The 364-nt window shown below is 38.7% G+C and carries 1 rRNA gene; it reads right to left on the bottom strand.

The features are described from left to right. Positions 1-81 (bottom strand): 16S ribosomal RNA (locus tag O4H47_RS17860); the annotation flags it as partial. Positions 82-364 lie beyond the last annotated feature (283 nt).

A 364-nucleotide genomic window follows, 5' to 3' on the forward strand; every position in this document is an offset into this window, starting at 1 on the left:
GATAACTCGTTTCCGCTCGACTTGCATGTGTTAGGCCTGCCGCCAGCGTTCAATCTGAGCCATGATCAAACTCTTCAATTTAAGATTTTGTTCGGCTCAATGAATACTGAACATTACATAAAGTAATGCTTGAATTGACTGTGCTGAATCCGAAGATTCAATGGTCACTTCGTTTCATTGAAACCTAATTTGATACCGAGGTATCTAATTGGATTATCATCAACGAGTGCCCACACAGATTGATAGGTCTATATTGTTAAAGAGCTTGCTTTGCGAGAAGCTTTTCTCTCAAAGCGGAGGTGCATTCTAGCGATTTAATTGACAGTGTCAAACACTTTTTCAATTTTATTTTCGTAGAAGCTTT

Origin of the sequence: Maritalea porphyrae, assembly GCF_027213965.1 — a bacterium.
GTDB lineage: Bacteria > Pseudomonadota > Alphaproteobacteria > Rhizobiales > Devosiaceae > Maritalea > Maritalea porphyrae_A.